Origin of the sequence: Marinomonas arctica, assembly GCF_003259225.1 — a bacterium.
In the GTDB taxonomy this organism is placed as follows: domain Bacteria; phylum Pseudomonadota; class Gammaproteobacteria; order Pseudomonadales; family Marinomonadaceae; genus Marinomonas; species Marinomonas arctica.
In genome coordinates this window covers 1-552 of record NZ_QHJF01000026.1, presented here as the reverse complement: position 1 = coordinate 552, position 552 = coordinate 1, and the positions used below count along the sequence as shown (strand labels likewise).

The following is a 552-nucleotide window of genomic DNA, read 5'->3' as shown; positions in this document are numbered from 1 at the left end:
TGGCGTCCCATAGGGGGTTCGAACCCCTGTTACCGCCGTGAAAGGGCGGTGTCCTAGGCCTCTAGACGAATGGGACATACAAAAACTTTCTTCTTAAAAGAAAGTGGAGCGGGAAACGAGGCTCGAACTCGCGACCCCAACCTTGGCAAGGTTGTGCTCTACCACTGAGCTATTCCCGCATTACAATTGCTGAACACTTCTCAGCAACCAAGTTACCTTACAAAAGGTAAAAATGGCGTCCCATAGGGGGTTCGAACCCCTGTTACCGCCGTGAAAGGGCGGTGTCCTAGGCCTCTAGACGAATGGGACATAAACTTTAATACACTCAATATCACTAACAATACTTTTATCTAAAATAAAAGTGGCGTCCCATAGGGGGTTCGAACCCCTGTTACCGCCGTGAAAGGGCGGTGTCCTAGGCCTCTAGACGAATGGGACATAAACTTTAATACACTCAATATCACTAACAATACTTTTATCTAAAATAAAAGTGGCGTCCCATAGGGGGTTCGAACCCCTGTTACCGCCGTGAAAGGGCGGTGTCCTAGGCCT

4 tRNA genes are annotated in these 552 nt (G+C 48.7%); all 4 read right to left on the bottom strand.

Annotation, left to right across the window (positions count from 1 at the left end):
* Positions 1 to 76: transfer RNA gene (locus DK187_RS15135), tRNA-Glu, on the bottom strand.
* A gap of 28 nt (positions 77 to 104) precedes the next feature.
* A tRNA-Gly gene (locus tag DK187_RS15130) sits at positions 105 to 179 on the bottom strand.
* Between the two features lie 54 nt (positions 180 to 233).
* A tRNA-Glu gene (locus tag DK187_RS15125) sits at positions 234 to 309 on the bottom strand.
* Between the two features lie 53 nt (positions 310 to 362).
* A tRNA-Glu gene (locus DK187_RS15120) sits at positions 363 to 438 on the bottom strand.
* Positions 439 to 552: the final 114 nt, after the last annotated feature.